We start from the raw sequence: 260 nt of genomic DNA on the forward strand, positions 1-260 counted from the left end.
GCCGAACAGGCGGGTCTGCAACTGCACCATGCCCTGCGGGCGCAACAGCTCCGCGATATCAAAACCCGGCACGCGCAGCAACGCCTGATTCGGCGGGTTGATGAAATTCAGGCTGTTCGATACCAAGAAGGCCGATTCACCCCAGTTGATGACCTGACGCCCCACCTTCATGGTGAGAAAGCGGTCGCCAATGAAAGGGAGATCAAAGGTGACGAAACCGTCGAGCAACTGCGCGCTGGTTCCGATCCGGCTCTTCGATG

Annotated in this window: 1 protein-coding gene; it reads right to left on the reverse strand. The window is 58.8% G+C overall.

Annotated features, from left to right (window positions below; genetic code table 11):
* A partial coding sequence (locus tag SB717_RS37275; protein WP_410908144.1) for a DUF1302 family protein occupies nucleotides 1-260 on the reverse strand: 260 nt, incomplete at both ends.

It is taken from the genome of Priestia sp. SIMBA_032, assembly GCF_046535215.1.
Taxonomy (GTDB): Bacteria; Bacillota; Bacilli; order Bacillales; family Bacillaceae_H; genus Priestia; species Priestia aryabhattai.